This window comes from Pikeienuella sp., assembly GCF_046290545.1.
Classification (GTDB): Bacteria; Pseudomonadota; Alphaproteobacteria; order Rhodobacterales; family Rhodobacteraceae; genus Pikeienuella.
In genome coordinates, this window is sequence record NZ_JBKAGV010000018.1 from 109,004 (window position 1) to 133,029 (window position 24,026).

The 24,026-nt window shown below is 70.9% G+C and carries 22 protein-coding genes; 14 read left to right on the forward strand and 8 right to left on the reverse strand.

Features of this window, described 5'->3' with window-relative positions; translation table 11 throughout:
• Positions 1-90 precede the first annotated feature (90 nt).
• Positions 91-2,652, reverse strand: coding sequence for a hypothetical protein (locus tag ACE37J_RS21475; protein ID WP_409715803.1), 2,562 nt, complete (start codon positions 2,650-2,652; stop codon positions 91-93).
• Positions 2,653-2,871: 219 nt separating this feature from the next.
• Between ACE37J_RS21475 and ACE37J_RS21480 the strand changes: the two genes are divergently transcribed.
• Together ACE37J_RS21480 and ACE37J_RS21485 are read left to right on the forward strand one after the other, a co-directional pair.
• Positions 2,872-4,557, forward strand: a complete 1,686-nt coding sequence (locus ACE37J_RS21480; RefSeq protein WP_409715806.1) for an FMN-binding glutamate synthase family protein — start codon at positions 2,872-2,874, stop codon at positions 4,555-4,557.
• 28 nt (positions 4,558-4,585) lie between these two features.
• Positions 4,586-5,125 (forward strand): GNAT family N-acetyltransferase, encoded by a 540-nt coding sequence (locus ACE37J_RS21485; protein ID WP_409715809.1) that lies wholly within the window; start codon positions 4,586-4,588, stop codon positions 5,123-5,125.
• A 4-nt stretch (positions 5,126-5,129) separates the two neighbouring features.
• On the opposite strand, the gene rfbA is transcribed toward ACE37J_RS21485, so the two are convergent.
• Genes rfbA through ACE37J_RS21510 form a run of 5 tightly spaced genes read right to left on the reverse strand, consistent with a single transcriptional unit; the run spans position 5,130 to position 9,300 of the window.
• Positions 5,130-5,999, reverse strand: a complete 870-nt coding sequence (gene rfbA / locus ACE37J_RS21490; protein WP_409715813.1) for a glucose-1-phosphate thymidylyltransferase RfbA — start codon at positions 5,997-5,999, stop codon at positions 5,130-5,132.
• Positions 5,996-6,850 (reverse strand): dTDP-4-dehydrorhamnose reductase, encoded by an 855-nt coding sequence (gene rfbD / locus ACE37J_RS21495; protein ID WP_409715816.1) that lies wholly within the window; start codon positions 6,848-6,850, stop codon positions 5,996-5,998. Before rfbD ends, rfbA begins: the two co-directional genes overlap by 4 nt.
• Positions 6,847-7,893: a dTDP-glucose 4,6-dehydratase gene (rfbB, locus tag ACE37J_RS21500; RefSeq protein WP_409715819.1), complete on the reverse strand. Its 1,047-nt coding sequence runs from the start codon at positions 7,891-7,893 to the stop codon at positions 6,847-6,849. Before rfbB ends, rfbD begins: the two co-directional genes overlap by 4 nt.
• Positions 7,890-8,453 (reverse strand): dTDP-4-dehydrorhamnose 3,5-epimerase, encoded by a 564-nt coding sequence (rfbC, locus tag ACE37J_RS21505; RefSeq protein WP_409715822.1) that lies wholly within the window; start codon positions 8,451-8,453, stop codon positions 7,890-7,892. Before rfbC ends, rfbB begins: the two co-directional genes overlap by 4 nt.
• Before the next feature lies 1 nt (position 8,454).
• On the reverse strand, positions 8,455-9,300 hold the full coding sequence (locus tag ACE37J_RS21510) for a fumarylacetoacetate hydrolase family protein (RefSeq protein WP_409715825.1): 846 nt from the start codon (positions 9,298-9,300) through the stop codon (positions 8,455-8,457).
• A gap of 120 nt (positions 9,301-9,420) precedes the next feature.
• Here ACE37J_RS21510 and ACE37J_RS21515 point away from each other — a divergent pair, with 120 nt between their 5' ends.
• Positions 9,421-10,605, forward strand: a complete 1,185-nt coding sequence (locus ACE37J_RS21515; RefSeq protein WP_409715828.1) for an aromatic amino acid transaminase — start codon at positions 9,421-9,423, stop codon at positions 10,603-10,605.
• Positions 10,606-10,611: 6 nt separating this feature from the next.
• Here ACE37J_RS21515 and ACE37J_RS21520 read toward each other — a convergent pair whose 3' ends face one another.
• The gene (locus tag ACE37J_RS21520) at positions 10,612-11,445 is read right to left on the reverse strand and encodes a hypothetical protein (protein ID WP_409715831.1); all 834 of its coding nucleotides are present in this window, start codon (positions 11,443-11,445) and stop codon (positions 10,612-10,614) included.
• Between the two features lie 153 nt (positions 11,446-11,598).
• On the opposite strand from ACE37J_RS21520, the gene ACE37J_RS21525 reads away from it, so the two are divergent.
• The 11 genes from ACE37J_RS21525 (at position 11,599) to ACE37J_RS21575 (ending at position 23,042) form a co-directional block, all read left to right on the forward strand.
• A complete protein-coding gene (locus ACE37J_RS21525) occupies positions 11,599-13,677 on the forward strand; it encodes a 3-hydroxyacyl-CoA dehydrogenase NAD-binding domain-containing protein (protein WP_409715834.1) in 2,079 nt (692 codons plus the stop codon).
• A 10-nt stretch (positions 13,678-13,687) separates the two neighbouring features.
• Entirely contained in the window at positions 13,688-14,431 is a 744-nt protein-coding gene (locus ACE37J_RS21530) for an alpha/beta fold hydrolase (protein ID WP_409715837.1), read from the forward strand.
• 284 nt (positions 14,432-14,715) lie between these two features.
• Positions 14,716-14,907 carry a hypothetical protein gene (locus ACE37J_RS21535; RefSeq protein WP_409715840.1) on the forward strand — a complete coding sequence of 64 codons (192 nt, stop codon included), beginning with the start codon at positions 14,716-14,718 and terminating at the stop codon, positions 14,905-14,907.
• A gap of 3 nt (positions 14,908-14,910) precedes the next feature.
• On the forward strand, positions 14,911-16,176 hold the full coding sequence (murA, locus tag ACE37J_RS21540; RefSeq protein ID WP_409715843.1) for a UDP-N-acetylglucosamine 1-carboxyvinyltransferase: 1,266 nt from the start codon (positions 14,911-14,913) through the stop codon (positions 16,174-16,176).
• A 5-nt stretch (positions 16,177-16,181) separates the two neighbouring features.
• A complete protein-coding gene (locus ACE37J_RS21545; protein WP_409715846.1) occupies positions 16,182-16,652 on the forward strand; it encodes a DUF2948 family protein in 471 nt (156 codons plus the stop codon).
• Between the two features lie 72 nt (positions 16,653-16,724).
• Positions 16,725-18,041, forward strand: coding sequence for a histidinol dehydrogenase (gene hisD, locus ACE37J_RS21550; protein ID WP_409715849.1), 1,317 nt, complete (start codon positions 16,725-16,727; stop codon positions 18,039-18,041).
• Positions 18,034-18,507: a UPF0262 family protein gene (locus tag ACE37J_RS21555; RefSeq protein WP_409715852.1), complete on the forward strand. Its 474-nt coding sequence runs from the start codon at positions 18,034-18,036 to the stop codon at positions 18,505-18,507. The genes hisD and ACE37J_RS21555 overlap by 8 nt, the downstream gene beginning before the upstream one ends.
• A 4-nt stretch (positions 18,508-18,511) precedes the next feature.
• Positions 18,512-18,955, forward strand: coding sequence for a low molecular weight phosphatase family protein (locus ACE37J_RS21560; protein WP_409715855.1), 444 nt, complete (start codon positions 18,512-18,514; stop codon positions 18,953-18,955).
• A gap of 605 nt (positions 18,956-19,560) precedes the next feature.
• Complete coding sequence (locus tag ACE37J_RS21565; RefSeq protein ID WP_409715858.1) at positions 19,561-21,102, forward strand: acyl--CoA ligase; 1,542 nt, start codon at positions 19,561-19,563, stop codon at positions 21,100-21,102.
• Positions 21,103-21,105: 3 nt separating this feature from the next.
• A complete protein-coding gene (locus tag ACE37J_RS21570) occupies positions 21,106-22,089 on the forward strand; it encodes a 2-dehydropantoate 2-reductase (RefSeq protein ID WP_409715861.1) in 984 nt (327 codons plus the stop codon).
• A 2-nt stretch (positions 22,090-22,091) separates the two neighbouring features.
• The gene (locus ACE37J_RS21575) at positions 22,092-23,042 is read left to right on the forward strand and encodes a Gfo/Idh/MocA family oxidoreductase (RefSeq protein ID WP_409715864.1); all 951 of its coding nucleotides are present in this window, start codon (positions 22,092-22,094) and stop codon (positions 23,040-23,042) included.
• 7 nt (positions 23,043-23,049) lie between these two features.
• Here ACE37J_RS21575 and ACE37J_RS21580 read toward each other — a convergent pair whose 3' ends face one another.
• Positions 23,050-23,991 (reverse strand): acetamidase/formamidase family protein, encoded by a 942-nt coding sequence (locus ACE37J_RS21580; RefSeq protein ID WP_409715867.1) that lies wholly within the window; start codon positions 23,989-23,991, stop codon positions 23,050-23,052.
• Between the last annotated feature and the right edge of the window lie 35 nt (positions 23,992-24,026).

The following is a 24,026-nucleotide window of genomic DNA, read 5'->3' on the forward strand; positions in this document are numbered from 1 at the left end:
GCGCACAGGTGACCCGCGAATGAAAGGCCGGGGGGGCGCGAGGCCCGCCTTCCGCCGCGCGCGAGGCCCCCTCGCCCCGGTCGGCGGGGTTCAGAAGATGAAGTCGTCCTCCGCGAAGGCGTTGGCGTTCTGGTTCTCGAAGAGGATCGAACCGCGCCTGTAGGTCACGAGCACGTCGTCGCCCCGCTGCTCTATGGTCAGATCGTCGAAGCCGGGAACGCCGCGCCTGAACTCGACCTGATCGCGGCCCTGCTGGAAACGCAGGATCACGTCGTCGCCATCGCCCGGCTTGAAGCGGAAGAGGTCCGCCCCCGCGCCGCCGATCAGCGTGTCGGCGCCCTTGTTCCCCTCGATCGTGTCGGCGCCGCCGCCGCCGATGATCCGGTCCGCCCCGCCGCCGCCCTTCAGGAAGTCGCCGCCGCCGCCGCCCTTCAGCGTGTCCTCGCCGCCCTGGCCGAACATCCGGTCGGCCTGGCCGCCACCCTTCAGGCTGTCGTCGCCCCCGCCGCCGCGGAGCACGTCCTCCCCCTGCTGGCCGAGCAGCGTGTCGTCCCCGCCCCGGCCCCTCACCGTATCGTCCCCGGCCAGCGCCGCGATCCGGTCCGGCCCGCCGGTTCCCCTCAGGTTGTCGTCGCCCTGCGTCGGCCCGGCGGGCGGAGTGGCCGGGGGCGTCACAGGGGGCGTCACGGGCGGTTCGACCGGCGTGGCAGGCGGCGTGACGGGCGCAGCCGGAATCGCCGCCTCTACCGAGGCGAGGCTCCGCGCCCCGTCAGCGAAGAGGAAGGTTTCCACGGAGAGCGCCGTGGTCGCTTCCCCGGCGCGTGAGAGCGTGACGCCGCCAGGCGCGGCGGAGACGGAATAGGTGGAGAACGCGCCGGCGAAGACGGCCGTATCCGTCCCCGTCCCGCCTTCGAGCCGGTTGACGCCCGCCCCGCCCTCCAGCCTGTCGTTCCCCGCGCCGCCGATCAGCGTGTCGTCGCCCCCGAGGCCGAGAATGGTGTCGTCCCCGCCCAGCCCGTCAATTCGCTCATCGAGATCCGTGCCGAGAAGGTCGTCCGCCCCTTCGGTGATGGTCCGGGCGCCGAAGAGGATGATGGCCTGTTCCGGAGCGGCGCTATTTGCACGGGCCTGCACGATCAGGTCGTCGATCCCGTCTCCGTTCACGTCCCCCGCGCCGGAGACGCCGACGCCGAGGCGGGAGGCGGAACCGGAGACGCCGTCGATCCTGAAGCCCTCCGTCTCCGTCAGCGTGGCGAGGTCGAGCACGCCGGGGAAGCCGGCCTTCCGCCCGAAGACGACATAGGCGACGCCGTCCGTCTCCGAATTCACTGGCAGGGCGCCTAACAGAAGATCGTCCAGCCCATCGCCGTTCACGTCCCCCGCGATGGCGACGGCGTAGGCGAGTTGGTCGCCCGGGTTCTCGCCGTCGATCCGCATGGAGGTCACGCCGTCGAAACTGAGGTTGTCGACGCTGAAGCCGGCGCCCTGGAGGATCTCGACATCGTCTCTCGGATTGACGTAGTTCGAAATATAGCGGTCTGCGCCGCCGAAGAGGACTACAGCCGCGCCCTGCCGTATCGCGCCGCCGGCGCCGTCGCCCGTCGTCTCGCCCGACGCGCCAATGATCACGTCGTCGAACCCGTCCCCGTTTATGTCGCCGCCGCCGCCGACCGCGCCGCCGCCGCCGGCGATGGACGGGTCGCCAGTCTCAAACGAGTCGAAATTCAGAACTCTGAGCCCGCCAAAAACTCCGGACTCGGGCTGTTGCAGCGGAGCCGTCGCGGGCGCCCCGGCGCCAAGGTCCGCGCCGAAGACGATAAAGGCCGCGCCGCCTTCGAAGACGATGAGGCCTCCGTCTCCCGGCCCGCCGACGATGAAATCGTCGATCCCGTCGCCGTTGAAGTCCCCTGCGCCGGAAACGGCCGCCCCCGCCAGCAGGCCTCCGGCGAAACTGGTGAAGATCACGCCGTTCTCGCCGTCGAGATCTTCGGCGACCATCTCCGCGGCGAAGCCGGCGTCCTTCCGCCCGAAGAGGACGAAGGCGTGGCCCGAAATCACTCCAAAGTCCAAACCGGTGCGGAACTGGGGATCGCCGACCAGGATGTCGTCCACCCCGTCTCCGTTAAAGTCGCCGATGCCGGAGACTGCGGCGCCGAAGGCCGAGGCGGTGCGGCCGAGCAGGGTGAAGCCGTTCTGGCCGTCGAGGCTCGCGAGATCGAATGTCGCCCCGAAACCTTCCTTCTGTCCGAACACGACATGGGCGCGCCCTCTGTCCGCAAAGTCTCTCGCGCCGATCAGGAGATCGTCGATCCCGTCCCCGTTCACATCGCCCGCCGCCGCGACGGAGGTCCCGGAGCGCCCGTTCGGAGTGGCGGCGGTCAGCGTGAAGCCGTCGGTCCCGTCCAGCGCGTCGAGATCGACGGCGGCGCCGAACGCGTTGGCGCCGGTCTGGCCGAATATGACGTAGGAAACGCCCGGGCGCGCGCCCGCGGCTCCGAACGTGTTCGGCAGGCCGATGACGATATCGTCGATCCCGTCGCCGTTCAGATCTCCGGCGGAAGCCACGGTCAGCCCGCCCGAACCGTTGATCTCGCCGCCGGTCAGCCGGAAGCCGTTCGTCCCGTCGATGTCGGCGGCGTTGACGACCTTCATGGCGCGCTCCTTTCCCGCCGAAACCCGGGAGGAGCCGACGACCAACCTGACGCCACGTTAACCGATGCGGGCGCGCGCACGAAGTGTCGGAGCGCACGCCGGCCCCGCCTCGCCGGAGGACGGCGCCGCGCTGGCGTCACGATTCGCGTTCAGGATCGGCGCGGAAGCGCGGCGTTAACCTTCGAGGCGCAGAACGTCGCAGTCTGGGAGGATCGGAAGATGGCCATGATCGACGCTCCGAAACGGCTTTCGCACGGCTGGCCGGGGATGCTGCGCTTCGCGCCCTTCGGCGCGGCGGTGGCGCTGATGCCCCTCGGCGCGCTGGTGACGCTCATCGCGCCGATCACGGGCGTTATCCTCGCCCTTCTCGGCCTCGTCCTCACACTTGTCGGCCTCTACGACCTGAACCAGACGAAGCACGCCGTTTCGAAGAACTACCCGGTCTCCGCCCGGCTCCGTTATCTCCTCGAATTCTTCCGCCCCGAAATCCGGCAATACTTCATCGAGGACGACCGGGAGGAGACGCCTTTCAGCCGCGAGCAGCGCGCGCTCGTCTATCGCCGCGCCAAGGGGATCGAGGGGCTGCGCCCCTTCGGCACGATCTATGACGTGAACGCCATCGGCCACGAATGGATCAACCATTCCATGGCGCCGAGCCATATCGAGAGCGCGGATTTCCGCCACCGCGTCGGCGGGCCGGATTGCGCGAGGCCCTATGAAAGCTCGGTGCTGAACATCTCCGGCATGTCCTATGGCGCGCTTTCCCCCACCGCCATCGAGGCGCTGAACAAGGGCGCGAAGGAGGGCGGCTTCGCGCACACGACCGGGGAGGGCTCGATCTCCCGCTTCCACCGCATCCACGGGGGGGACCTGATCTGGCAGATCGGCAGCGGGTATTTCGGCTGCCGCGACAAGGCGGGCCGCTTCGACGAGGGGCGCTTTGCGGAGAATGCGGCCGGCGAGGCCGTGAAGATGATCGAGATCAAGCTGAGCCAGGGCGCGAAGCCCGGCCATGGCGGCATCCTCCTCGGCGCCAAGGTGACCGAGGCCATCGCGGAGGCGCGGGGCGTCGCGGTCGGGGAGGATTGCGTCAGCCCCTCGGCCCATTCCGCCTTCTCCACGCCGCTCGAGCTTTGCGCCTTCATCGCGCGGCTTCGGGAGCTTTCGGGCGGCAAGCCCACCGGGCTCAAGCTCTGCGTCGGCCATCCGTGGGAATGGTTCGCCCTCGCCAAGGCGATGAAGGAGAGCGGGATCACGCCCGATTTCATCACCATCGACGGCTCCGAAGGCGGCACCGGCGCCGCGCCCGCGGAATTCGCGGACCATCGCGGCGCGCCGCTGCGGGAGGGGTTGATGCTCGTCCACAACACCCTCGTCGGCCTCGGCCTGCGCGACCGCGTGCGCCTCATCGCCGCCGGCAAGCTCATCAGCGCCTTCGACATTTCCCGCGTCTTCGCGCTCGGGGCGGACGGGTGCAACATGGCCCGCGGCTTCATGTTCGCCATCGGCTGTATCCAGGCGCAGGCCTGCCATACCGGCCATTGCCCGACGGGCGTGACGACGCAGGACCCGGGCCGCTACCGCGCCCTCGTCGTGGCGGACAAGTGGAAGAGGGTCGCCAACTTCCACCGCAACACCATGATCGCGCTGAAGGAATCGATCGAGTCCTCCGGCCTCCGGCACCCTTCGGAACTGACGCCGCATCACCTGATGATCCGCGTCTCCAGCCGGGAGGTGCGCTCCGCCGCCAGCCAGTATCCCTGGGCGGAGCCGGGCGAACTCGAACGCGGCACGCCGAACCACCCCGCGTTCCGGAAATACTGGGCGGGGGCGCGGGCCGGGAGCTTCTCCCTCGCCGGCGGGACTGCGCCGGCCGACTTGCGCGAGGAACGCGGCGCCGCGTAAGAGGGCCCGGTCGAAACCGGAGCGCGCCATGGACATTTCCGAAGGCTTCGCCGGGCGGGAGGCGGAGATCGCCGCCCTCTTCGCCCGCACATTCGCCGCCTCCGAAGGCGAGGCGGAAGGCGACCTGATCGGCGGCCTCGTGCGGGATATGATGGCGGGGACGCCGGAGGAAGACATCCGTGTCTTCACCGCGGCGGAGCGCGGCGCCCTCCTCGGCGCCGTCGTCTTCACCCGCATCGTCTGGTCGGAGGATGCGCGGGCGGCGTTCATCCTCTCCCCCGCCGCCGTCGCGCCGGAGCGGCAGGGCGAGGGAATCGGGCAGGCGCTGATCCGCTTCGCGCTCGACGCCCTGCGCGAGGCGGGCGTGGAGGCCGCCCTCACCTATGGCGACCCGAATTATTACGGGAAGGTCGGCTTCGCGCCGGTCTCGAAGGCCGTCGCCCCCGCGCCGCAGCCGTTGAGCCAGCCGGAGGGATGGCTCGCGCTGTCGCTTGCGGGCGAGGCGCTCACGCCGCTCCGGGGCGCTTCGCGCTGCGTCCCCGCACTGATGCGGCCGGAATTCTGGTAGGCGCTCAGCCCGCCAGCCGCATCAGATACCGCCCGTATTCCGTCTTGGTCAGCGGCGCGGCGAGCGCCTTCAGCTCGTCGGCGTCGATCCAGCCGGCCTCGAAGGCGATCTCTTCGGGGCAGCCGATCTTCTGGCCTTGCCGCTTCTCGATGGTGCGGACGAACTCGCCCGCCTCGATCAGGCTGTCATGCGTCCCCGTATCGAGCCAGGCGAAGCCGCGGCCCATCCGCTCGACCGAGAGCGCGCCCTCGGCGAGGTAGGTGTCGAGCACGGAGACGATCTCCAGCTCCCCGCGCGCGGAGGGCTTCACGCCCCGCGCCCGCGCAGGGGCCTCCGCATCGAGGAAATAGAGCCCGGTCACGGCGTAGGAGGAGCGGGGCTGTTCCGGCTTCTCGACGATGGAGACGGCCCGCCCCTCCCGGTCGAACTCGACGACGCCATAGCGCTCCGGGTCCGCCACGCGGTAGCCGAAGACGGAGCCGCCCTTCGCCTTCGCCCCGGCGCGGGCGAGGAGGTCCTGCATCCCGGCGCCGTAGAAGATGTTGTCCCCCAGAACCATCACCGAGGGCGCCCCGGCGAGGAAGTCCTCCGCGAGGAGATAGGCCTGCGCCAGCCCGTCCGGGCTCGGCTGCACGATGTATTCGAAGCGGAGGCCCCATTTCGCACCGTCTCCGAGGAGGCGGGAGAATTGCGCCTGGTCCTGCGGCGTCGTGATGATCGCGATTTCCCGCACGCCGGCGAGCATCAGCACCGAGAGCGGGTAGTAGATCATCGGCTTGTCATAGACCGGCAGGAGCTGCTTGGAGACGGAGAGCGTCAGCGGATGGAGCCGCGTGCCCGAGCCCCCGGCGAGGATGATGCCCTTGCGTGTCATGCCTTCAGCTCCTTCACGACATCGGCGAGCCCGGCCCGCCAGTCCGGCGCCTGCACGCCGAAGGTTGCTTCGATCTTCCCGCAATCGAGGCGGGAATTGAGCGGGCGGCGCGCCGGCGTCGGCCAGTCCGCCGTCGCGATGGGCGCGACGGAGACGGAAAGCCCCGCCTCCGCGAAGATCGCCTCCGCGAAGCCGCGCCAGCTCACCGCGGGGGCGCCCGCGAAATGATAGACGCCCGAGGCGCCCCGCCCCGCCGCCAGGGCGGCGGCGACGGCGAGGCAGGCGTCGGCGATGGCGGCGGCGGGGGTCGGCCCGCCGACCTGATCGTCCACCACCTTCAGCGCGCCGCGCTCGGGGCCGACGCGGAGCATCGTCTTCACGAAGTTCTTGCCGTGGGCGGAGAAGACCCAGGAGGTGCGGAGGATCGCATGGGAGCCGCCCGCAGCGGCCACCGCCCGCTCCCCTTCGAGCTTGGTGCGGCCATAGGCGGAGAGCGGCGCGACCGGCTCGTCCTCCCGCCGCGGGGCCTCGCCCGCGCCGTCGAAGACGTAATCGGTGGAGATGTGGACGAAGGGCAGCCCGCGCGCCGCCGCGGCCCGCGCCATCGCGCCGGGCGCCTCTGCGTTGACGCGGCGCGCGGCGTCCTCGGCGCTCTCCGCCCCGTCCACATCCGTCCAGGCGGCGGCGTTCAGCACGGCGTCAACCTCCGCCGCCTCCATCGCGCGGGCGCAGGCTTCCGGGTCCGCGAGGTCCGCAAGGCCGCGCCCGAGCGCGACGATCTCGTGCGCCCCGGCCCGGCGCAGGATCTCCCGCGCCACCTGCCCCGTCTCTCCGAACATCAGGATCTTCACGCGCCGAGCCCCCGGCGCTTCGCCGCCTCGCCCCGCTCCTGCAGCGGGCGCCACCAGGCCTCGTTGGCGAGATACCAGTCCACCGTCCGCGCCAGCCCCTCCTCCAGCGTCACGGTCGGCGCCCAGCCGAGCTCCCGCCCGATCTTCGCGGCGTCGATGGCGTAGCGGAAATCGTGGCCCGGCCGGTCCGCCACGAAGGCGATCAGCCGGTCATGCGGCGCGCCTGCGGGGCGCCGCTCGTCCAGCAGGCGGCAGAGCGCGCGCACGATGTCGATGTTCCGCGCCTCCGCGTTGCCGCCGATATTGTAGGTCTCCCCCGGCGCGCCCTTCTCGACGACGAGGAGCAGCGCTTCGGCGTGATCCTCGACGAAGAGCCAGTCCCTCACGTTCTCGCCCTTGCCGTAGACGGGCAGCGGTTTGCCCGCGAGGGCGTTGAGGATGATCAGCGGGATCAGCTTTTCCGGGAAGTGATAGGGCCCGTAATTGTTCGAGCAGTTGGTGACGAGAACGGGGAGCCCGTATGTCTCCCCCCAGGCGCGCGCCAGATGGTCCGACCCGGCCTTGGAGGCGGAATAGGGCGAGTTGGGGTCGTAGGGCGTCTCCTCCGTGAACTTCCCCTCCGGCCCGAGCGCGCCGAAGACCTCGTCGGTGGAGATGTGATGGAAGCGGAAGGCGGCCTTCGCCGCGCCTTCGAGGCGGGACCAGTGGGCCCGCGCCGCCTCCAGCAGGGTGAAGGTGCCGACGAGATTGGTCCGGATGAAATCCCCCGGCCCGTCGATGGACCGGTCCACATGGCTCTCCGCCGCGAGGTGCATCACAGCGTCCGGCCGGTGCGCGGCGAAGATGCGGTCCATCTCCGCCCGGTCGCAGATATCCGCCTTCTCGAAGGAATAGGCCGGATTCGCCTCCGCCCCCGGCAGGTTGGCGGGGTTTGCCGCGTAGGTCAGCTTGTCGACATTCACCACCTCGTGCCCGCGTTCGAGCGCGAGGCGGACGACGGCGGAGCCGATGAAGCCGCAGCCTCCGGTGACGAGGAGCTTCATGGCGCGGCCCCGAACGGGTTCTTCCAGCTCTTCAGGAAGGGCGCGTTCATGTCCTTCTCCGAAAGCACCATGTTCTCGTGCGCCACCGTCCAGTCGATCGCGAGGTCCGGATCGTCGAAGCGGACGGAGCCGTCGGCTTCCCGGTTGTAGGGCGCGTCGACCTTGTAGAGCACCTCGGTGTTCGGCTCGAGCGTCAGGAAGCCGTGGAGGAAGCCCTTCGGCACCAGCAACTGCTCCCCGATGCAGGAGGTCAGCTCCACCGCCACCCATTTCCCGTAGGTCGCGGAGCCGGGCCGCACGTCCACCGCCACGTCGAGGACGCGCCCGCGCGCGACGCGCACGAGCTTCGTCTGCGCGTAGGGCGGCGCCTGATAGTGCAGGCCGCGGAGCGTGAAGGCGGGAACCGAGAGCGAGTGATTGTCCTGGATGAAGGCGAAATCGAGCCCGACCGCCGCCATCGCCCCGGCGTTCCATGTCTCCGAGAACCAGCCCCGCGCATCGCCGAAGCGGCGCGGGGTGATGAGCTTGACGTCCGGTATGCTCGTCTCGTCCACCTGCATGTCAGCCCTCCTGCACGACGGGGTTGCGGCAGACGCCGATCCCCTCGATCTCGCATTCGATCACGTCGCCCGGCTTCATGTAGACGGGCGGGGTGCGCGCGTTGCCGACGCCGGGGGGCGTGCCGGTGGCGATGAGGTCCCCGGGCTCCAGCGTCGCGAATTCGGACATGAGGGAGACGATCTCGTCCACCTTCCACATCATGTCCGCCGTCGTCCCGTCCTGCATCGTCGCGCCGTTGAGGCGGCTGCCGATCTTCAGCGCGCCGGCGAGGCCGAGCTCCCCCGCATCGGTCACGACGGGGCCGACGGCGCCCGTCCGGTCGAAATTCTTGCCCGGCGTCCACTGGTGGGAGCGCTTCTGGTAATCCCTCAGCGTCCCGTCGTTAAAGATCGTGTAGCCGAAGATGTGGTCGAGCGCCTTTTCCCGCGCGATCCCGCGCCCGCGCTCGCCGATGACGATCATCAGCTCGGCCTCGTAGTCGAACCGCTCCGAGACGTGGGGCCGCACCAGCGGCGCGCCGGCCGGGGCGAGCGAGGTGGAGATGCGGACGAAGATCGCCGGATGGGTCGGCATGTCGTAGCCGCCCTCCTTCACATGGTCGACATAGTTGTGCCCGAGGCAGAGCACCTTGCCCGGCCGCGCCACCGGCATCTCCGGCGTCAGCGAGGCGAGGGGGACGCGCGGCGCCCCCGCCATCAGCGCCGCCGCGCGCCGCGCCGCCTCGAGCCGGCCGAGGGCGATGGGCCCCGTCATGTCCGCCCCGAAGGCCGGGTCGAGCGCGGTGAGATTCGCCGCCTCCGCGCCCGAAACGCCCCAGACGGCGCCGCCGCTGACCAGATATTTCATGAAGCTCCCTCTCTCGCCGGCGCGAGGAATAAAGCGTTACGTCCTTTCGTTCCAGTGAAGAGACGCACGTTGAATCCGCCCGGTTTCGGGCGTAATCGCAGCGAAACCATGGAGCCGCGCATGTTCTCCACTCTCCGCCCTTCCGCGCCCGACCCGATCTTCGCTCTTGCCGCCGCCTATCGCGACGATGCGCGCGCGACGAAGCTCGATCTCGGCGTCGGGGTCTATCGCGACGCTGCGGGGGGAACGCCGATTCCCCGCGCGGTGAAGCGGGCCGAGGCGCAGTTGCTGGCGGGCCAGGAAACCAAGAGCTATCTCGGCTTTCTCGGCGATATCGGCTTCACCGCCGCGATGGCCGATCTCGTCCTCGGCGGGGCGGCGCCCGCCTCGCGCATCGCCGCGATCCAGACGCCGGGCGGCGGCGGCGCGCTCTGGATTCTCCTCGCGCTCGCGAAGAAGGCCGCGCCGGACGCGACCGTCTGGCTCTCCACGCCCACCTGGCCGAACCACGGCGCCATCGCCGAATTCGCCGGGCTGAAGACGCGCGCCTATCGCTATTTCGACCCCGAGACGCGGGACGTGAACGCCGCCGCGATGCGCGACGATCTGAAGGAAGCCGGGCCGGGCGACATCGTCCTCCTCCACGGCTGCTGCCACAACCCCACGGGCGCGAACCTGACGATGGAGGACTGGGCGGCGCTGACCGAGATGGCGCTGGCGCAGGGCTTCACGCCCATGGTGGACATCGCCTATCAGGGCTTCGGGGACGGACTGGCGGAGGACGCCGCGGGGCTCCGCCACATGGCCGCGCGCGTGCCGGAGATGCTCGTCGCCGCCTCCTGCTCGAAGAATTTCGCGCTCTACCGGGACAGGACGGGCGCCGCCTTCGCCCTCTGCGCGAGCGAGGGGGAGGCTGCGGCGGCGCGGGCGAACCTGATGACGCTGATGCGCGTCTCGATCTCGATGCCGCCGGACCACGGGGCGGCGACCGTCCGCATGATCCTGACCGACCCTCTGCTCCGCGCGGAGTGGGAGGCGGAGCTGGGCGATATGAGGGGCCGCATGCTCGCGCTCCGCGCCGCGCTGGCCGAGGCGCTGCGGGCGCGCACGAACTCCCCCCGGTTCGACTTCATCGCCCGCCACCGCGGCATGTTCAGTCTCCTCGGCGCGACGCCCGAACAGGTCGCGCGCCTGCGGGAGGAGCACGGGATCTACATCATCGGGGACAGCCGGATGAACGTCGCCGGGCTGAAGGAGGACCGGATCGGGGAAGTGGCCGACGCCTTCGCCGCAGTGGGCATGTAAGGGCGCTCAGCGCGCCTCGCGGTATTCGATCACGGCGAGCCGCGCGGGCGTGATCTGGTCCTTCCGGCATTCGCGTGAGCCGCCGATCAGCCTTCCGTTCGCCTCGAAGGAGACGATGCAGCCGTTGCCGTAGCGCGCCTGGAGCGAGCCGTCCCGCGCCTCCGTCACGTTGGGCCTCTGGCCAGGAAAGGCGATGCCGCCATTGTCGTCGTCGTCGCGGTCGAAGCCGTTGTCCCGGCGATAGGTCGCCGCCGCCTCGTCCGCGCGGCGGAACTGGCCGGGATTGCAGGGGCCGTTGTCCCGGTCGCGCCGTCCGTCCTCGTCATAGGCGATGAGGCAGCCGTTTGCGAAGGAGACTTCCACGGCGCCCCGCCGCCCGATCCCGGCGACGCGCGGGGCGGAGCCATCCTCCCGCCGCGCTTCGAGATAGGGGCCGACCTCGCGCTCCGCGGTCGCGACCTGCCGCGCGGAGCAGGCGCGGTCCGTCGCGCCCCTTGCGCCCCTCGCATCGAAACGGACGGTGCAGCCGTTCCGGAAAGTCGCGAGCGCGCCCGCCTGTCTGACATCGCGGAACTCCGGCGCGCCGCCGCTGTCCGAGCCGCCTTGATCCACGCGCGCGCCGATCGCGTCGTCCGCCCGGCGAAGCTGATTCGCGTTGCACGAGCGGTCGGCGCCCCGGCGCCGGCCGTCCGCCGTGTAGCGGACAGCGCAGCCGTTGCGGAACACTACCTCAATCCCGGAGGAGGAGCGGAAGATCGAGGGCGCCGGCTGCGCCGAGGAAGGTTCGGGCGTCAGCGCCGCGAGGAGCGCGGCGGCGAGAAAAGCCGGGATGCGGATCATGGTGGGTCTCCTCCGAGGATCGCGGTCTCTACGCGGCTGCGACGCGCTTCCGTCTCGCCCGCGACGATATACCCATCCGCGGGCCGTCGCCTCATGGTCTAGGCGCCGCCCGTCGGCGGCGATAGCGTGCCCCCAAACCAAAAGGGGAGCGCCATGACCGATACGCCCGTAACCGTCGCCTTCGACGGCGACCTCGCCCTCGTGACCGTGGACAATCCGCCCGTCAATGCGCTTCGGCAGGCCGTGCGCGTCGGGCTCGTGAACGCGGTGAAGGCGGTTGAGGAATCGCCGGCGAAGGCGGCCGTTCTGCTCTGCGCCGGGCGGACCTTCATCGCCGGGGCCGATATCCGCGAATTCGACATGGGTCCACTCCTCCCGCACCTGACGGACGTGGTGGGGACGATCGAGATGTGCTCGAAACCCTGGATCGCGGCGATCCACGGCACGGCGCTCGGCGGCGGGCTCGAGGTCGCGCTCGGCTGCCATTACCGCGTCGCCTCCCCCTCCGCGAAGATGGGGCTGCCGGAAGTGCATCTCGGCATCCTGCCGGGCGCGGGCGGCACGCAGCGCCTGCCCCGGATCGTCGGCGCGGAAGCGGCGGTGGAGATGATCACCACCGGCGCCCCCGTCTCCGCCGCCAAGGCGAAGGCGATGGGCCTCCTCGCGGCGGTCGTCGAGGGCGACCTGACCGAGGGCGCGAAGGCTTTCGCCCGCAGCGTGATGGACGCGCCCCCGCCGCGGATCGACCGCGCGCCCGCCCGCCCCGCGCCGACCGAAGCCGAATGGGGCGCGATGCGGAAGGCGGTGGAGAAGGCCGCGAAGGGCCAGATGTCCCCGGTCGGCTGTTTCGACGCGATCCGCGAGGCCTTCCGCCTCGACCTCGACAAGGGGCTGGAGGCGGAGCGCGCGGGCTTCATGATCCTGAAGAATTCCGACCAGTCGAAGGCGCTCCGCCACGCCTTTTTCGCGGAGCGCGCGGTCGCGAAGCCGAAGGCCATCGAGGGCGCGAGCCCGCGCGCCATCGCCCGCGTCGCCGTGGTCGGCGGCGGGCTGATGGGCTCCGGCATCGCCACCTCGCTCCTCCAGGCGGGGATTCCCGTCACCATGATCGAGACGAGCGATGAAGCCGCCGCCGCCGGCGTCGGCCGCGTCGAGGCCAACCTCGCCTCCGCCGTGAAGCGCGGCATCATCGGGGAGGAGGCGAAGGCGAAGCTGATGGGGATGCTGACCCCGGCCTCCGACTATTCCGCCGCCGCCGGCGCCGACCTCGCCATCGAGGCGGTGTTCGAGGAGATGGAGGTGAAGCAGAAGGTCTTCGCCGCGCTCGACGCGGCGATGGGGGTGGAGGCGATCCTCGCCACCAACACCTCCTACCTGAACCCGGACGAGATCGCGAAGGGCCTCCGCAACCCCGCCCGCGTGATCGGGCTCCATTTCTTCTCCCCCGCCCACGTGATGAAGCTGGTGGAGATCGTTCAGGCGAAGGAAACCTCGGCCGAGGTGCTGGCGACCGGTTTCGATCTCGCGAAGAAGATGCGGAAGGTCGGCGTCCTCTCCGGCGTCTGCGACGGGTTCATCGGCAACCGGATGCTCTCCGCCTATCGCCGCGTCTGCGACTACATGATGGAGGACATGCGGGCGATCGAACCCATCGACGCCGCCATGCGCGCCTTCGGCCTTCCCATGGGCCCGTTCCAGCTCATGGACCTCGCCGGGCTCCAGATCGGCTGGGCGACTCGGAAGCGCCTCGCGCCGACGCGGGACCCGAAGGTGCGTTACGTGACGGTCGCGGATGCGATCTGCGAGGCGGGGCGGTTCGGGCAGAAGACGGGCGCAGGCTGGTATCGCTACGAGGACGGGCGCACGCCGATCTCCGACCCCTGGGTGCTCGACGTCATCGGGAAGGCGGCGGAGGCTGCGGGCCGCGAGAAGCGGAGCTTCACGGCGGACGAGATCCAGCGCCGGGCCATGGCCGCGATGATCAACGAGGGCGCAAAGATCCTCGACGAGGGGATCGCAGCCCGCCCGCTCGACATCGATATGGTGAAGCTCTTCGGCTACGGCTTCCCGCGCTGGCGGGGCGGGCCGATGATGCATGCCGATCTCGTCGGCTGCGATCAGGTGCTGGCCGACATGGAGGCCGTGGCGGCGGACGATCCGGGCTCCTGGGTCGTCTCCCCGCTCCTCCGCAAGGTTGCGAAGAATGGCGGCTTTGGCAAGCTGAACGGGTGAGGAACGGCGCATGACCATCGCCTTCGTGCACGGCGTCCCCGAAACCGCCGACATCTGGGCCGCGCTGCGGGCGGAGATGGGGGAGGAGACGGTCACGCTCTCCAAGCCCGGCTTTGGCGCGCCGCTGCCCGCAGGTTTCAACTGCATGGCGGACGGTTATCTCGACTGGCTGATCGGGGAGGTTTCCGCCCTTCCCGGCCCGGTGGACCTCATCGGCCATGACTGGGGCGGCATCCATGTCGTCCGCCTCGTCATGGCCCGGCCGGACCTTGTCCGCTCATGGGTCAGCGACGTCGTCGGCGTCTTCGATCCGTCCTATCGCTGGCATGACCTCGCGCAGGCCTGGCAGACGCCGAACGCCGGGGAGCAGGCGGTCGCGATGATGGCCGCCGCGCCGGCGGAAATGAAGGCGGCGCAGCTCGCCGCCGCGCACATGCCGGCGGACGTAGCCGCGAAGGTCGCCGCGGCGATGAACGCGGAGATGGGCCGCGCGATCCTCCCCCTCTACCGCTCCGCGACGCAGCCCTTCCTCGCGAGGATCGGCGAGCGGGCGGAGGCGGCGGCGGCGCGGCCCGGCCTCGCCATCGTCGCGACGGAGGACGCCTATACCGGCGGCGCCGAGCCGGCCCTGCGGATGGCGGAGCGGATGGGGGCCGAAGTCGCCGTGCTCGAAGGCGAGAGCCATTGGTGGATGGCCAACCAGCCCCGACGAGGGGCGGAGATCATCCGTTCGTTTCTCCAAACGCTGGGCTGATCTCAACGCGCCCGGCCGAAAATGAATTGAGCATCAAAAACTTGTGACCCACGTCGATTTGCAGGAACAACGACCGCGATATCCGGAGCCTCTTTCCGAAGACGAGACACCCTGAATCGCGGCCTGCACGCCCGATCAATGGACTCATCGGGTTTCGACCCTTCCCCAGGATCCGGGGCGTTCGCGGAGACAAGGTCGAAACCGAAGCCTCGACATGCGCCGCCCGGTCGCCGCCGGGGGAGGGCCCGCTGGACTGGCGTCGCCGCCCCGGATAAACCGCCGGGATGGCGGAGAGCGCGGAGGAACGGGCGGAGCGGCTGGCGGCGGCCTTGCGCCGCAACCTGCGGCTCCGCAAGCGGCAGGCGAAGGCGCGCGACGATCTTTCGGGGCTCGACCCGAACCGCACGGACACGCCGCTCAATCGCCATGATGAGGCGGAACAACAGCGCCGGGGGCGAACCGGCGGAGAGGGCTGAGGCATGGACCGGATCATCGTAAGGGGCGGCGCGCCGCTTTCGGGGCGCATCGCCATCGGCGGGGCGAAGAACGCCTGCCTCGCGCTGATGCCCGCCGCGCTCCTGACGGAGGAGCCGCTGACGCTGACGAACGCGCCGCGGCTCGCGGACATCCGCACGATGACGGAGCTTCTCGCCTCGCTCGGCGTCGAGGTGGCGGCGCTCCAGGGCGGGCGGGTGCTGGCGTTGGCCGCGCACGGGCTGTCCTCCCATCTCGCGCATTACGACATTGTGCGGAAGATGCGCGCCTCGATCCTCGTGCTCGGGCCGCTGCTGGCGCGGGAGGGGCGGGCCGTCGTCTCCCTCCCCGGCGGCTGCGCCATCGGCGCGCGGCCCGTCGACCTGCACCTCAAGGGGCTGGAGGCGATGGGGGCGGTGATGGACCTCCGCGAAGGCTATGTGCATGCGGAGGCGCCCGGCGGGCTCCGCGGGGCGCGGGTCGCGTTTCCCTTCGTCTCGGTCGGCGCGACGGAGAACATCCTCATGGCCGCGACCCTCGCGAAGGGGACGACGGTGCTGGAGAACGCGGCGAAGGAGCCCGAGATCGTCGATCTCGCCCGCTGCCTCCGGGCGATGGGCGCGCATATCGAGGGCGAGGGGACGGGAACGATCACGGTCGAGGGTGTGGACCGGCTCGGCGGCGCCACCCATCGCGTCGCGCCGGACCGGATCGAGCTCGGCACCTACATGATCGCCCCGGCCATCGCCGGCGGCGAGGTGCTGCTGGAAGGCGGGCGGCGCGACCTCGTCGCCGCCTTCGCGGAGCGGCTGGAGGCGGCGGACGTGGAGGTGAGCGAGGAGCCGGAGGGGCTGCGCGTGCGCCGGAAGAACGGGGTCATCCGGCCCGTGGACATATCGACCGCCCCCTTCCCCGGCTTCCCGACCGACCTTCAGGCCCAGATGATGACCCTCCTGACGCTGGCTGACGGAAAGAGCCGGATCGAGGAGACGATCTTCGAGAACCGCTTCATGCATGTCCCCGAACTCGCCCGCATGGGCGCGCGGATCGAGGTGGAGGGCGGCGTCGCGACCGTCAGCGGCGTTTCCGCGCTCAAGGGCGCGCCGGTCATGGCCTCCGACCTCCGCGCCTCCGCTTCGCTGGTCCTGGCCGGGCTTGCGGCGGAGGGGGAAACCGTGGTCTCTCGCGTCTACCATCTCGACCGCGGCTATGAGCGGGTGGAGGAAAAGCTCTCCGCCTGCGGCGCGCGGATCGAGCGGATCGGCGGGTAGGCGTGGTGCAGGACGCGACATTCGAGGACGGGAAGGGCGAGGGGCCGCTCCGCCTCCGCGCCGAAAGCGCGGACGACCTCGCCGTGCTCTCCGCCCTCGTGCAGGATGCGGTCGGCAAGGTCGCGAACGTCCAGTATGCGCCGCGCCGCCGCCGCTTCTCCCTCCTCCTCTACCGCTTTCGCTGGGAGGACGAGGCGCGCGCGAAGCGGGAGCGGCGCCCGTTCGAGCGCGTCGCCGCCGCGCTGACGGTGGACGACGTGCTCCGCGTCCGCGCCGCCGGGCTCGACCCGCGGGAGAAGGAGGCGGTGTTCAACCTTCTCGGCCTCACCTTCGAGCCGGGGGAGGACGGCGCGGGCCGGCTCGTCCTCGCCTGTTCCGGCGGCGTCACGCTTTCGCTCGATGTGGAATGCCTCTCCGTTGGCCTCGTCGATCTCACGCGGCCCTGGGCGGCGGGCGGGCAGCCGCAGCATTTCTGAGCGTTGAAGAGAGCGTTGAACCGGGCCCCCGCGCGGCCTAAAGGGCGGGCGACAGAAGGGAAGACAGCCGCCATGCCGCTCCGCCTTGACGCCTCCGCCCCGGATTTCGAAGCCCGCTTCGCCGCCTTCCTCGACGCGAAACGCGAGGCCGAGACGGATGTCGACGAGGCGGCGGCGGCGATCATCGCCGAGGTCCGCGCCCACGGCATCGGGGCGGTGCTGGCGCTGACCGCCCGGTTCGACGGCTTCGCGCCGGATGCGGAGAGCCTCCGCGTGACGGAGGCGGAGATCGACGAGGCCTGCGCCGCCGTCCCCGCCCCGCAGCGGGAGGCGCTGGAGCGCGCCGCCGCGCGCATCCGCGCCTATCACGAGCGGCAGCTCCCCGCCGCCGAAAGCTGGACGGACGGCGCCGGCGCGACGCTCGGCTGGCGCTGGACTGCGGTGGAGAGCGCCGGTCTCTACGTGCCGGGCGGGCTCGCCTCCTATCCCTCCTCCGTGCTGATGAACGCCATCCCCGCCCGCGTCGCCGGGGTGGAGCGGCTCGTCATCGCGGCGCCGACGCCGGGCGGGCGGGCGAACCCTCTTGTCCTCCTCGCCGCGCGGCTTTCGGGGGTGACGGAGATCTGGCGCATGGGCGGGGCGCAGGCGGTGGCCGCGCTCGCTTATGGCGCCGGGCCGATCCGGCCGGTGGACAAGATCACCGGCCCCGGCAACGCCTATGTGGCGGCGGCGAAGCGGCGCGTCTTCGGCAAGGTCGGGATCGACATGATCGCCGGCCCCTCCGAGGTGCTGATCATCGCGGACCGGGACAACGAGCCGGACTGGGTGGCGCTCGACCTGCTCGCCCAGGCCGAGCATGACGAAAGCGCGCAGTCGATCCTCATCACCGACGACGCGGCCTTCGCCGACGCCGTCTCCGCCGCGGTGGAGGCGCGGCTCGAAACGCTCGCCCGCCGGGCCATCGCCGGGGCGAGCTGGCGCGACCACGGGGCGATCATCCTCGTCCCCTCGCTCGACGCCGCGCCGGCGCTGGCGGACCGGATCGCCGCCGAGCATCTCGAGATCATGACGGCGGAGCCGGAGGCGCTGGCCGCGCGCATCCGGCACGCGGGGGCGATCTTCCTCGGCGCGCATACGCCGGAGGCGATCGGGGATTATGTCGGCGGGCCGAACCATGTGCTGCCGACGGCGCGCTCCGCACGCTTCTCCTCCGGCCTCTCCGTGCTCGACTTCATGAAGCGCACGACGCTCCAGCGCCTCTCCCCCGGCGCGCTCGCCGCGATCGGGCCGGACGCCGCGGTTCTGGCGGAGGCGGAGGGACTGGAGGCGCACGGGCTTTCCGTCCTCGCGCGGCTGGCCTTGCTCAACGAAGGGGGGAGACATGGCTGAGGCGAACCGAATCCTCTCCATCGAGCTGGACGATTCCGGCCTTCCCGCCCCCACCGCGGAGGTGGAGCAGGAGCGGAAGGTCGCGATCTTCGACCTGCTGGAGGAGAACGAATTCATCCTTCCCGGCCGCGGCGACGGGCCCTGGCGGCTCTTTCTTTCCGTGCAGGACCGCCGGCTCGTCTTCGACGTGCGGACGGAGGCGGGGGAGCCGGCGGCGGCGTTCCACCTCTCGCTCTCCCCGTTCCGGCAGATCATCCGGGACTATTTCCAGATCTGCGAGAGTTATTACGACGCGGTGAAGCGCCTGCCGCCCTCGCAGATCGAGGCGATCGACATGGGCCGCCGCGGCATCCACAACGAGGGCGCGCGGGTTCTGAAGGAGCGGCTCGAAGGCAAGGTGGAGACGGACGACAAGACCGCGAGGCGGCTCTTCACGCTCGTCTGCGTCCTGCATTTCCGGGGGTGAGGCGATGGCCGGCCTCCCCGGCGCGATCCTCTTCTGCTGCGACCACAACGCCGTCCGCTCGCCGATGGCGGAGGGGCTGGCCAAGCGGCATCTCGGCTCGGCGGCCTATATCCAGTCCGCCGGGGTGAAGGGGGAGATGGAGATCGACGGCTTCGCGGTGGAGGTCTGCCGGGAGATCGGCGTGGACCTCTCCCGCCACCGGGTGAAGAGCTTCGACGATTTCGAGGATTGGGGCGAGGATATCGAGAGCTACGACCTCATCGTCGCCCTTTCCCCCGCCGCGCAGCGGCGCGCGCAGGAATATACCCGCCACCACGCCATCGAGGTCGAATACTGGCCGACTCTGGACCCGACCGGCCTCGCCGAAGGTCGCGAGGCGAAGCTCGCCGCCTATCGCCAGACGCGGGACCAGCTGGCGAAGCGGATTCAGGAGCGGTTCCCGCGCTGAAGCGTCTTCGGGGCGGCGGAATCCGGGGGATAACCATGGTTATCGGGCTCGGGGCGTTGAATTTCAAAGAAAAAAGTCGTGATCGGATTGTTTCAGGGGGTTTCGGGGGGTCTTGCGGGCGGGCGGCGGAACTCCCTCGCCCCGCCTCCGCGGGGGGCGCCTCCTGTGCGGCGGAACGGGGCTGCGGGCGATATATATGATTTTTCATGGAATGGAGCGGGCGCTTCGTTCTTCGGGGCCCCGGATCAAGTCCGGGGCCGGGTGAGAGGCGCGGGGGGCTTCAAGAGGCGCGAGGCCCCGGCCTTGAGCCGGGGCCCCGAGGGGGTGGGCGCTTCGTTCGTCGGCCCGGAGGTCCGGGCGGGGAGAGGGCGGGGATGCAAGGGATGCGCGGCCCCGGCCTGAGCCGGGGGCCCATGGGTTGGGTGCGTACTCATCGGGGCCCGGGGTCCGGGCCGGGGAGAGCGGCGGGGAGGGGCCGGGGGGAGGGGCGGGGGTGGCCGCGAACCGGGGCGATCGCCGGTGGTGAGGCGCCGTGCGGTCTGGACAAATCGGCCCCGCCGCGCGACAGGAGCGCGCCGGAAAGAGCAAGCAAGGGAGAGACGGACATGGCTGAGACCATTGCGGCGCTGATCGCCGGACATGACGACGCGGCGCCGGCCCTCGGCGCGCCCGGGCGGCCCTGGCTCACCTATGGCGGGCTGCGCGCGCTTTCGGGCGAGGTCGCGGCGCGGCTCCATGCGGCGGGGATCGGGCGGGGCGACCGGGTCGCCATCGTGCTGCCGAACGGGCCGGAAATGGCGGCGGCCTTCGTCACGGTCGCGCAGGCGGCGGTGACGGCGCCGCTCAACCCGGCCTACCGGCAGGAGGAATATTCCTTCTATCTCGAAGACCTGAAGGCGAAGGCGCTGATCGTGGCCGAGGGCTATGACGGCCCGGCGCTGGCTGCGGCGCGGCCCTTCGGTCTGAAGATCCTCCGCCTCGGCTTCGACGAGGCTTCGCCCGCCGGGACCTTCACGCTCAGCGCCGAGGGCGCGGGCGGCGCGCCTTCCGACGCCTCCCCGGCGCGGGCCGACGATGTGGCGCTCATCCTCCACACCTCGGGCACGACATCCCGCCCGAAGATCGTGCCGCTCCTCCAGTCCAACGTCGCCGCCTCCGCCGGGAACATCCGCGAATCGCTCGTGCTTACGGCGGCGGACCGGTGCCTCAACGTGATGCCGCTCTTCCACATTCACGGCCTCATCGCCGCGATCTCCGCCTCGCTTTCCGCCGGCGGCTCGATCTGGTGCGCGCCGGGCTTCGACGCGCTGCGCTTCTTCGGCTGGATGGGGGAGGCGGAGCCGACCTGGTTCACCGCCGTGCCGACCATGCACCAGGCCCTCCTCGCCCGCGCGGAGCGGAACAGGGACGTCATCGCGGCGGCGAAGCTGCGCTTCCTCCGCTCCTCCTCCGCCTCGCTCCCGGCCCCTGTCATGCGCGCGCTCGAAGCCGCCTTCGGCGCGCCGGTGATCGAGGGCTACGGGATGACGGAGGCCACCCATCAGATGACCTCCAACCCGCTCCCCCCGAGGGCGCAGAAGCCGGGCGCCGTCGGCCTCCCCGCCGGGCCGCTCGTGCGCCTCGCCCATGAGACGGAGAACCGGCTGCTGCCGGATGGCGCGACCGGGGAGATCGCCATTTCCGGCCCGAACGTGACGCCGGGCTATGAAGGCAACCCGGAGGCGAACGCGAAGAACTTCTTCGAGGCGGAGGGCCGGCGCTGGTTCCGCACCGGCGACCAGGGGGCGTTCGACGAGGACGGCTACCTCACCCTCACCGGCCGGCTGAAGGAGATCATCAACCGCGGCGGGGAGAAGGTGAGCCCGCTGGAGGTCGATGCGATCCTCCTCGAACATCCCGCCGTCGCGCAGGCGCTGACCTTCGCGCTGCCGCATCCTAAACTCGGGGAGGAGGTCGCCGCCGCCGTGGTGCTGCGGGAGGGGATGGAGGCGGACGAGCGCGCGCTGCGCGATTTCGCCGGCGCCCGACTCGCCGCCTTCAAGACGCCGCGGAAGATCGTGTTCCTCGACGAAATCCCCAAGGGCGCGACCGGCAAGATGCAGCGCATCGGCATGGCCGAGAAGCTCGGCCTCGTCTCGGAGGCCTGAGCCATGAAGATCTGCATCTACGGCGCCGGCGCCATCGGCGGCTATATGGGCGCGAAGCTCGCCGAGGCGGGCGCCGAGGTCAGCCTTGTCGCCCGCGGCCCCCATCTCGCCGCGATGCAGGCGAACGGCCTGACGCTGATCGAGGAAGGCGAGCGGAAAACCGTGAAGGTCCGCGCCGAGCAGGACCCGGCGGCGCTCGGCCCGCAGGATTACGTCATCGTCACGCTGAAGGCCCATTCCGTGCCGCCGCTCGTGCCGCTGATGCAGCCGCTGCTCGGGCCGGAGACGACGGTGGTGAGCGGCGTGAACGGCGTGCCGTGGTGGTATTTCCACAAGATCGGCGGGCCGCTTGAGGGGCGCCGCGTTCAGGCCGTCGACCCCGGCGACGCGCAGTGGAACGGCTTCGGGCCGGACCGGGTGCTGGGCTGCGTCGTCTATCCGGCGGCGGAGGTGATCGAGCCCGGCGTCGTCAACCATATCGAGGGCAACCGCTTTTCGCTCGGGGAGCCCGACGGCTCGAAATCCGACCGGGCGACGGCGCTCTCCGCCGCGCTCGGCGCCGCCGGGCTGAAGGCGCCGGTGCGCCCCCGCATCCGGGACGAGATCTGGGTGAAGCTCTGGGGCAACCTCTCCTTCAACCCGATCTCCGCGCTGACCCATGCGACGCTCGACGTGCTCTGCACGGATGAGGGGACGCGCGCGGTGGCGAAGGGGATGATGCTGGAGGCGCAGGCCATCGCGGAGGCGCTCGGCGTCAAGTTCCCGATCGACGTGGAGCGGCGGATCGACGGGGGCGCCGCCGTCGGCGCCCACCGCACCTCGATGTGGCAGGACCTCGACGCAGGCCGCCCCATGGAGATCGACGCGCTGGTGACGGCGGTGCAGGAGCTGGGCCGGCTGACGGAGATCCCGACGCCGACCATCGACATCGTGCTCGCGCTCGTCCGCCTCCGGGCGCGGACGGCGGGGCTTTACGGGAAGGCGTGAGCATGACCAAACGGATCGGCATCATCGGCCTCGGCATCATGGGCCGCCGCTTCATGCCCTACATGGCGGCGCATGAGGCCTTCGCGCTCGGCCCGGTCTGGGACCCTTCGGAGGCGCAGCGCGAGGCGGCGGCGGCGCTCGGCACGGGGGCGGAGATCGCCGGCTCGGCGGAGGCGGTGATCGCGGGCGCGGACCTCGTCTATCTCGCCTGCCCGCCCGTCCCGCGGAAGGCCTATGCGCTGGCGGCGGCGGAGGCGGGCAAGGCGCTCTTCATCGAGAAGCCCTTCGGCGTGGACCTCGGCGAGGCGCGGGACCTTGCGGCGCGGCTCGAAGCCTCCGGCGTTCCCGCCGCGGTCAACTTCACGCAGGCCGCCGGAAAGGCGCTCGCCACCGTGACGGGCGACGCGGAGATGGGGGAGACGGCGGGGGTGGACATCGTCGTCACCTACGCCAACTGGCCGCGGGAATGGCAGAAGGCGGCGGACTGGCTGCGCTTCTCCGCCGAGGGGGGCATGACGCGGGAGGTGATCTCCCATTTCCTCTTCTTCTCGGCCCGCGTGCTCGGGCCGCTTTCGCTGGTCTGGGCGCGGCCGACCTTCCCGGCGGACCCGGCGCTGTGCGAGACGCATATGGCGGCCGGCCTCGTCTCCGCCTCCGGCGCGCCCGTCTCCGTCTTCGCCTCCGTGGGCGGCGCGCAGCCGGACCGGCAGGAGCTGAACGTGAAGGGGGCGAAGGCGAGCTGGCGGGTGAGCGATTTCTACGCCCTCTCCCGCTCGACAGGCGGCGCGTTCGAAGCCTTCGGCCCGCGCGTGGCGGACCCGCGCGCCGAAAGCCTCCGGGCGCAGCTCGGCGGCCTCGCCGCGATGATGCGGGGCGAGCCGCATCCGCTCGCCACGGTGCGGGAGGCGCTGGCGGTGCAGGAGCTGGTGGAGGCGATGCTGGCGGGGCGGTGAGGCCCCCTCACCCCCGCCGCGCCAGCTCCTTCGCGATCATGCAATGCACCCCCTTCGACCCGTTCACCACCTGCGTGATGCGGAGGTCGGCGGCGAGGGAGCAGAGCATGTAGGCCTCTTCCCGGCTCAGCCCCGCCACCTCCCCGAGGAGCGCGATCATCGCGCGGAGCGCGCGTTCGGCGCAGGTGTCGAGGTCGGGATGCATCGCCATCGTTATGAGATGCGTCTCCGTCTCCGCCCGCGGATATTCGAGATTCATGTCCTTCCGCAGGATCAGGGTGAACTCGCCCGTCAGCGCCGTCTCGATGGCGGTGACGTTCACCTCCCCGTCGCCCTGCGCGCCGTGACCGTCCCCGGCGGAGAAATTGCCGCCCGGAACAAAGACGGGGAGATAGAGCGTCGCGCCCTCCCGCAGCTCCTTGTTGTCGAGATTGCCGCCGAAGGCGCGGGGGATGAGGGAGGTGACGCGGCCCCAGGCGGGCGGCGGGGCGACGCCCATGACGCCGAAGAACGGATTGAGCGGCAGGTCGAGCCCCCAGGGCAGCTTCGCCACGTTCTTCGCCCGGTCGAGCGGAATGTTGACGAGCCGGTAGTCCGGGAAGTCTTCCGGCAGGGCGCCGGCGAGGGGCTTGATGAAGTTCCAGCCCCAGTCCGTCGTAACGTCGATCCGGCCGATGCGGACTTCGAGCACGTCCCCCGGCTCCGCGCCGGCGACGGCGACGGGGCCGGTGAGCATGTGGCCGGGCAGCATCCGTTCCGCCTTCGCGATGATCTCCCGCTGCGCCTCCGGCACGTGGAAGCCGGGGGGCGGCAGCACGTCGTCCCCGCCGGAGACGGTCTCGATCACCACCGTGTCGCCGCTCTCCACCGTCAGGACGGCGGGCGTGTCGGCCCCGAACCATCCCCAATGGCATGTCTCCACGCCCGCCTTCAGCTCATGCCGCGCCATCGCCCGCTCCTTCCGCCGTTTCGCGGAGCCTAGCG